This is a genomic window from Bacillus sp. NPDC060175, assembly GCF_042728695.1.
Taxonomy (GTDB): Bacteria; Bacillota; Bacilli; order Bacillales; family Bacillaceae_G; genus Bacillus_A.
Genome location: NZ_JBHWYR010000124.1, coordinates 1 through 8,672, shown reverse-complemented (window position 1 = coordinate 8,672; position 8,672 = coordinate 1). Strand labels below are relative to the sequence as shown.

4 protein-coding genes are annotated in these 8,672 nt (G+C 31.4%); 3 read left to right on the top strand and 1 reads right to left on the bottom strand.

Annotated elements, in window-relative coordinates; translation table 11 throughout:
• Positions 1 to 94 precede the first annotated feature (94 nt).
• From ACFWDE_RS28805 to ACFWDE_RS28795, 3 genes are all read left to right on the top strand, one after another.
• Complete coding sequence (locus ACFWDE_RS28805; protein WP_377896182.1) at positions 95 to 892, top strand: cell wall hydrolase; 798 nt, start codon at positions 95 to 97, stop codon at positions 890 to 892.
• A gap of 299 nt (positions 893 to 1,191) precedes the next feature.
• Positions 1,192 to 2,529: an NAD(P)-binding protein gene (locus ACFWDE_RS28800; protein ID WP_377896181.1), complete on the top strand. Its 1,338-nt coding sequence runs from the start codon at positions 1,192 to 1,194 to the stop codon at positions 2,527 to 2,529.
• Positions 2,530 to 3,067: 538 nt separating this feature from the next.
• A complete protein-coding gene (locus ACFWDE_RS28795; protein ID WP_377896180.1) occupies positions 3,068 to 4,987 on the top strand; it encodes an LTA synthase family protein in 1,920 nt (639 codons plus the stop codon).
• 164 nt (positions 4,988 to 5,151) lie between these two features.
• Here ACFWDE_RS28795 and ACFWDE_RS28790 read toward each other — a convergent pair whose 3' ends face one another.
• A complete protein-coding gene (locus ACFWDE_RS28790; protein WP_377896179.1) occupies positions 5,152 to 7,935 on the bottom strand; it encodes a dynamin family protein in 2,784 nt (927 codons plus the stop codon).
• Positions 7,936 to 8,672: the final 737 nt, after the last annotated feature.

The window sequence follows — 8,672 nt, the reverse complement described above, 5'->3', positions numbered from 1 at the left end:
ATGTGCTAATATACTTACATTAAAATATTTATATTTACATATTCTGAATTACATCACTCAACAGTTACACCTTAATTTTTTAGGAGGATTCACAATGAAATTATTAAAAATAAAACATATAATTCCTTTATCTGCAGTAGCAATTACATTCGTATGTAATCAAGGTACAGCTGAAGCTTCCACCATACATACAGTAAAAAAGAATGATACACTTTGGGGCATCAGTAAGCAATATGGAGTTTCCATACAAGCCATTAAACAAGCGAATCATAAAGGAAACGATCAAGCTTTTATTGGAGAACAGTTACATATTCCAGGATCTATGAAATCAAATGAGGTTACAGTTCATCAAAACGAAAAAACTTCGAACACTTCTGGACAAATTATTTACCAAGTACAGCCGGGAGATTCATTAGAAACGATAGCAAAGCGTTACAATGTTACCGTTCAATCTATAAAACAAATTAACAATACAGTTGGAAACAAGCTTTATACAGGACAACATGTGAAAATTAATTCAAGTATTTCAGAAAAAGAAAAAGAATTAATGGCACGCTTAGTTACTGCTGAAGCGGGTGGCGAATCATATAAAGGAAAAGTGGCAGTGGCGAAAGTTATTTTAAATCGTGTAAATGCAAAAGGTTTTCCTAATACAATAACAGGCGTTATTTATGAACCTATTAAACACGGATATGCATTTACTCCTGTTACAGATGGAAGAATTAATCAGCCTGCAAGTGCAGAAGCAAAAATGGCAGTAGAAGAGGCTATCTCCACAAATGGAATACATTCTGATTGGCTTTATTTCTACAACCCAAAAACATCAACAGACAAATGGATTACGACACGTCAAACAGTAGCAGTAATCGGTAACCATGCCTTCGCTAAATAAAACTATAATTCCCTTCTAATTTATGTACTTAACAACTTTTTTAAATGATGAACAGACCTTTTTACTGAAAAGGTCTGTTCTTTTTATATGCTTTTATGAATCATATGACAAAGTGATTATTTAAAACTATATCTCCTTTCAAATAAAAACATTTGTATTTCATCCACCACTCAGAGAAATTGAAAAAGTATAAAGTTCAAAAACTTTCTCTTTATTCATGAAAGCTATTTCTTAACTTCATAAAAGTGTTATACACTAGGAAAATAGCAAACAAACTATTCGTTAGCAGGTGAAAGAATATGTATGATGTTACAATTATCGGTGCTGGAGTGAGTAGCATTTTTATGGCTTATACATTAGCCAAAAGCAACAAAAAGGTTTTAATTCTTGATAAAGGCAAATCGTTAGAACATCGAAATTGCTCTTTAGAACACGGGGAAATATGTAACTGTACTGTATGTGATAAATATTTCGGGTTTGGTGGTTTAGGAAAGTCTGAAGGGAAATTTAATTATACAAACGGCTTTGGAGGCGAACTTGAGCAAAAAGTAGGTAAAGAAGGTTTTATGCACCTGATGGCTGAAGTAGATGAAATTCTATGCCAGTTTGGCGGAAGTTCAGTTTCAAAATATTCTACAGAAAATCTAAATCTCACTAAGAGAGCTGAAGCGTGTGGTTTACAAATGTTAACAACGGAAGTAAGGCATCTGGGTACTAAACTTTCCAACAGCATTTTTCAGCAGCTCTATGAATTTTTACTTACGAAAATAAATATTCAATTTCATATAGATGTACAACATATTATGAAACAGAAAGATCATTTCAAAATAGAAACAAACCAAGGAATAGTTCATTCTAAACAACTAGTATTTGCAACTGGGCGCTCTGGGGCTGATTGGTTAAAAGAAATGTGTACTTCTCTAAATATTTCTCAGGAGCAAACACGTGTAGATTTAGGTATTAGAGTAGAAATGAAAGAACATCAATTACGTTCTATATTAAAAGATACTTTCGAAACGAAACTTTCTTATCAAAGCGAAAATTTCACAGCAACTACTTACTGTATGAATCCAAAAGGACGCATTATTCGGAAGTACGAAGAAGGTTTAGTTATGCCTGACGGTCAAAATTTTCGAGAACGAGGAACTGGCACTCCTAACTTAAATTTCACTTTGTTTATCCCGCGCTATTTTCCAACTCTCAAAGAAGCAAATGTATACGCAAGTTCAATTATTAAAAGCATTAACCAAGGACGAGATCGGATTGTTATACAGCGCTTAGAGGACTTAATAAAGAAACAACCTACTATGGAAAAAGATATGAAACATAATCGTATACACCCTACACTACACGGAGATTATGGAGATTTGCATAAAGAAATCCCTCCATTATATATTGAAGGGCTCAAAGCATTTTTATTACGTTTAGAACAATTTACCCGAGAACCTATCGATCAAGATACTTTATTATATGGAATTGATGGAAAGTTCTATGCTCCTACGATAAAAATCAATAACCATTTTGAAACAAGTATGAATGGGCTATTTTTAATTGGAGATTGTTCAGGCGTCACTCATTCATTATCTCAAGCAGCCGCAAGCGGTCTGTATGTTGGAAAATATTTATCAGATATTTAAACTCTTTAATTAAGATGCCAGTCAAATGTTTTAAGTCTCACCACCACTTTACTTATCTAATAATAACGTTAATGAAATCCTTATCCCTCCCCCGCTAATGATTAACCCACAAAGAATCAGGATTTTACGGGATATATGAAAAACTACATTCTATGTAGAATGTAGTTTTCTACTAATTAATATAACCGTTTACTTTAAAATAACTTTTTTAAAATTCCAACTAATTTAATGTCAATAATTTAAAAAGGGTCTATTCATTTCACTTTCATTTGTTCGATATTTTGTAACATCATCATAGTGTTTATTATGTTAGGATGTCTATAAGCCACTTTCGCTACAAATATGACTTTTTCTGCTCCGTTTCTAAAAAAAATTAGATTTATGTTACTTCGCTTTAAAATTCCCCATCATATGTATATGAATACTTCAAATTATTACCTTTAGAAAAACATAATCTAAATGGTTCATTACACTCTAATAGTTATAAAAATATAATATATAACATTGGTTAAATAATCCATATAAAGAAGGTGTAAAAATGAAGAATAAAATAAATTTACAAATGCAAAATATAAGCTTTGTTATACTAATTGCTTTAGCAGTATGGTTAAAAACATACCTTATTACACGATTCAGTTTTGATTTAAAAATTGAGTCTTCTACACAAGAGCTTATTTTATTAATTAGCCCCCTAGCTGCATCATTAGCATTTGTTGGATTAGCATTATTTGCAACTGGTGAAAAGCGAAATTATATAGCGCTATGTATTAATTTCTTATTAACTATAGTTCTCGTTGGAAATGTAATGTTCTATGATTTTTATAGTGATTTCGTTACGTTACCAGTACTTGGACAAACATCAAACTTTACACAATTAGGCGGTAGTATTAAAGAAATATTAAACTACAAAATTATACTCGCATTCGTAGACATTATTTTCTTCTTTATTTTGTTAAAGAAGAAATCAATAGTCTTTAAAACAGGACGTGTAACTCATTCTGCACGCTTGTTATATTTTCTCTTAACGATTGCTGTATTTTTTGCGAATCTACATCTTGCAGAAAAAGAGCGTCCTGAATTATTAACGAGATCCTTCGACCGAGTAATGCTTGTTAAAAATTTAGGACTATATACTCATCAAGTATATGATTTAACACTGCAAGTAAAAGCAGGATCACAAAAGGCTCTTGCTGATAGTAGTAAATTACAAGAAACTGAAAACTACGTAAAAGCAAACCAAAGTGAACCAAACCCTAATATGTTTGGTGCAGCGAAAGGAAAAAACGTAATTGTCGTTACTCTTGAATCCTTGCAAACCTTTTTAATAGGTGCATCCGTCAATGGTCAAGAAGTTACACCGTTCTTGAATGAATTCATAAATGAAAGCTATTACTTTGATAACTTTTTCCACCAAACTGGTCAAGGAAAAACATCAGATTCTGAATTTCTAATAGATACATCGTTGTATCCATTAAATCGAGGAGCTGTATTCTTCACGCACGGTAACAACGATTATACTGCGACTCCAGAAATTTTACGTCAGCAAGGCTATTTCACTACTGTATTCCATGCGAATAACGCAACATTTTGGAATCGTAATATCATGTACTCTGCTCTTGGTTATGATCGTTACTATAATGAACTTGATTACAAAATTACGCCCGAAACAAATTTAAATTGGGGATTAAAAGATATAGAATACTTTGATCAATCAGTAGATATATTAAAAACTGTTGACCAACCATTTTATGCTCGTTTCCTTACTTTAACAAACCATTATCCATTTACGTATGATGAAGATACAAAATTCATTGAACCATATAACTCTGGTAATGGCGTATTTGATCGTTACATCGTAACAGCTCGTTACTTAGACGAATCAATTAAAAACTTTATTGAGCGTTTAAAAGCTGAGGGGCTTTATGATGATTCTATTATTGTGTTATACGGTGATCATTATGGCATTTCCGAAAAACATAATCGCGCAATGGCGCAGTTTTTAGAAAAAGATCAAATAACAGAATTTGATACTTTAAATTTACAACGTACACCTTTATATATTCATGTCCCTGGACAAAAAGAAGGTCAAATCATTTCAAAGCCCACAGGACAAATCGATATGAAACCTACGATTCTAAATTTATTAGGGGTTGATACTACTAACGATATCCGTTTTGGCCATGATATGTTTTCAGATGAATATACCGGATTTGTTGTTTTCCGTGATGGTAGCTTCGTTACAGACAAGTACGCCTATACAAATCATACTTTTTATAATCGAGAAACAGGTGAGGTTGTAGATCTACCAAAAAAAGAAGCTCAAGAAATGATTAACCGTGCACAAAATGAATTACGAATGTCTGACAAAATTATTGAAGGCGATTTATTACGTTTCTCAGAAAGTAATAAAATTAAAACTGGAGAAGTAAAAACTAAAATTAAAGAAACTGAAAAATAATCTATATATGCGAAGGGAGCAACTGACTACAGTTGCTCCCTTTTTACTCTCTTATAACACATGATGCAATTTAATATAAAAAAAGTCCTGACATATTATACGGACGTAAGCAAAAAACAACTCCAAAATCTACTTTCAGTGTATATTTTGGAGTTGTTTTACGTTTATTCTATGATTGTTTCTAAAGTTAAATCTGTATAGGCATTATCCTCACCTATATTTAAGATTACTTCACATTGACGTAATCTCAATTCAAAGAGCGTTATAGAATCATGATAAACTTCAGGATTTGATTTCATTTTATGTAATATCTCTTGTTTTTCTTGTATTTCTAAATGAGTATTTTCTACAGCTTGTTTCAAGGAGTTAAATGGATTCCTAAAGAACATATTAATATCCCGCTCTTGTGTGTTTTCAAACAGCTCAAATTGCAAGAAAAATTTCTTCATAATAGAAGCCGTTACCTCGGTATAATCTTCATTTTCTAAATACTGTTTGTATTTGTTATATAGCATCGCTCTATTCTTTGGAAGAACCCCAAATAATTTGCCGGCACTTTTCAGTAAAAATTTTGCTGGCGTAAATCGGCGTAAAATATTTACTTCTTCCATTTGTATTCTAGTCGTCATTCTATCAGTATCTCTGCGCCAGTCATCAAGCACTTTAAAGTCACATTCTAACTGTATTCGATTTTCTCCAAATAAAGAATTAAGTCCTTCACTGAGTTCTTCTAAGTACGATTGACTTTGAAGGAACTCATTATTAGAAGTTGCAATCCAATTTTGCATAGAACGAGCAAAATTAGGTAATACAGTTTGTTCTAGATATTGTTGCACCCTTTCATTCATCGCTGTATTTAGTTCAATATCAATGTGCCCGAAATCGCTGTCTTCACTAATTAAATCAGAACAACTCTGTAATAGCTTCGGAATACGTTCAGTAAGATCATTAGTAATCTCAGTTTTCATTGCACGATATGATTCTGTAATTAAATGAATTTTTTCCTTTTCAAAAGCAGTAAGGTTATTAATACAACCATTTAGTTTAACTAACATATCTTCATTCCAATTAATAACATCTACTAGATTGTTTTCCTTCTCAACGCGTTTATCCAGAAGATATGTAATTGTTTTTCGAATGAAAAACAATAGCTTTTCAGTACGTTCTGCATCGATATTTTTATGGTTAAAGTTAAAACGAATAAACTCAGTTAAATCATTTAGTTGTTGACTACTTGTATATAACGAAGAGTAAGGGAAAAGTCTCGCATGCGGGAAATATGCGTTTATTCTCGCTTGCGTATCATGTAAAACTCTTTTTACTTCTGCTTCACTATAAATGTTATCGATTTTATTTAATAAGAAATGTATTTGTAGATTTGGTGTATGTTCTTGAATGCTTAATAGAATGTCACGTTCTTTATCAGTAAAAGGTGAATCCGCATTCAATACGAACAACAATTCGTCTACTGAATTTAAATATTCAAATATTTCATCCCTAGTGTCGTTATTCCTATTAAAGCCAGGTGTAACTACAAATGTAAGTTTATTTTTACTTAAAAATCTGCATGGTAATTTAAATTCAACACATGCTCTCTCTCTATATGTTTGATGATGCACTGCCATCATATTATGGTAATCAGAGAAATTCTCAGTTGTTGTAATTGCTGAATCTGTTATAGCATTAATTTCTGTATGAGCATCATTTTTTAAAACCACTACATTTGAGATTGAGCTTTCTAATATATTTTCTCCTAATATAGAGTTAATAAATGCAGTTTTTCCGTTTCCTGAAGTTCCCGTTACTAAAATACGATTTGTTCTTAAATCTGCAAGCTCGCCAACTAACCATCTAAATCTGTGACCCATTTCTATATCATGCTTTTGTGCCCACTGTGTAATAGATTCAAAAAGATGTAAACTATACTCTAAGCCATTCACATGATTAATAGAATATGACAGTAGGTTTTCCGCATGTTTTATGTTTGCTGAATCTATTTTGGAAGGAAAAATCTCATCCCATGCCAATACAGCTGCAGATGGAAATACAGCGTGAGATGGATTGACTACCTTTAGCCAGTTTGTTAACAGATTTGGAATGATATCGTGTAATTGTCTAAGCATATATTGACCTTGAATTAATTCAAAGTACGTTTCCTCGTAAAGAGAAGAAATTTTGTCCCATATATCGGACGAATGTATTTCGATATGTAAGAAAAATTCATTTATTGTGTTAAGCCATAATAAGTAATTTTGTTCATTTTTATAACTGTTCCAAAGTGATGAAACAATTTGCGTAAATTGTACTTGATCTACATTATTTAATGTAACTAATATTTCATAAAAATAATCTGGTGAAATATTTTTAGTAAATCCTTTATCGATATACCCTTTTAGAACCTCAAACCACGGATAAGATTCTGTTCGAATTAACTCATTCACAGCAAGCTCTACTGCACTATCAAAATCTTGCTGTTCCTCATAAAAGGAACGGGCAATTATTGTGACGTTTGGATAATCGGGATTTAAATTAACTGCTTCTTTAATAACATTGAAAGCTGAATCAAAATTATTTTGCTCGATGTAAAGAGAAAGTAACTGCAGTCCAATTTCGGTCATCAATATTTTGTTATCAGTAGTAATGGAAGTATAAACATCTTCAGCAACTGATAATCGGTTAAGTTCGAAGTAAGCATCAGCAATGTTTTTTTGTGCCCATGGTGCTAGTTCATTACTAACTTTCTCCCATTTAAAAATAGCTGCTTCAAAATCTTGATGGTGGTAATAAAATTCTCCCTGTGCAAAACGAATATAAGACCCATCGGAAATCTCATCTTTTTCTTCGTTTAAATAAGATTCTCCAAGTACTTGAAGAGGTGGTTGTGTTTCATTCTCTATTAGGAATGTTTCATAATACATCTTTTTTATTAATTGTTTTTCTAATCTCATCTTTTCCCCCACTATATCTTAAAAATACGTTTTTCTCCAAATGTCAATACTTTTTTGTATGTATGCTTTTTATCTTAACAAAGAATTTCTTTTGGGAAATTTCATTTTCCTTTCATTTTTCAAGTAAGATTGAATTTTTATGAGAAAAGTTTCAGTTCTTTTTCAATTCCCTTTCAGTTGTGAGACAACATTAAATGTTCCTAATAACCTAATAACACTATAATATTCCACATTATTTTATTAGGAAAATTCAATGTGGATTGTATTATAAAAACAATCTATAACGAATATATATGCAACTTTTGATTCGCTGACAAACAAAAAAACCTTATATAATAGTTGTTAGATGAACCTATATGCCACGTCTCTTCAGAATTTTAGATACATCACAATAACTTAAAAAACAACAATATTAGTCAACGGCTTTTCATACAATATCTTTCTCGAATTGTTTTCCTATAAAATATTTCAATAGTTATGTAATTAAATTCCATTAAACTATATAAATAACTAGTCCAAAAAAATATATATGCATATCATGTTATAGTAAAGAATTTAGGAAATCCTAAAAAGGAGGCATTTTCATGTTTGAAGATAAGTCTAAAATAAATTACCCATATGAATTTACAGAAACTACAACAGTTCCTCTAAAGAACCCCATTGATAAAAAATTCAAGAACGGCACAGGTACACATAACTTCCCAATTAAAAGGCATTATAAGGAGCAAGTTTTATAT

Coding starts and splice junctions, on each gene's coding strand:
- ACFWDE_RS28800 (WP_377896181.1), top strand. CDS start 1,192: ATGTATGATGTTACAATTATCGGTGCTGGAGTGAGTAGCATTTTTATG.
- ACFWDE_RS28795 (WP_377896180.1), top strand. CDS start 3,068: ATGAAGAATAAAATAAATTTACAAATGCAAAATATAAGCTTTGTTATA.
- ACFWDE_RS28805 (WP_377896182.1), top strand. CDS start 95: ATGAAATTATTAAAAATAAAACATATAATTCCTTTATCTGCAGTAGCA.
- ACFWDE_RS28790 (WP_377896179.1), bottom strand. CDS start 7,935: ATGAGATTAGAAAAACAATTAATAAAAAAGATGTATTATGAAACATTC.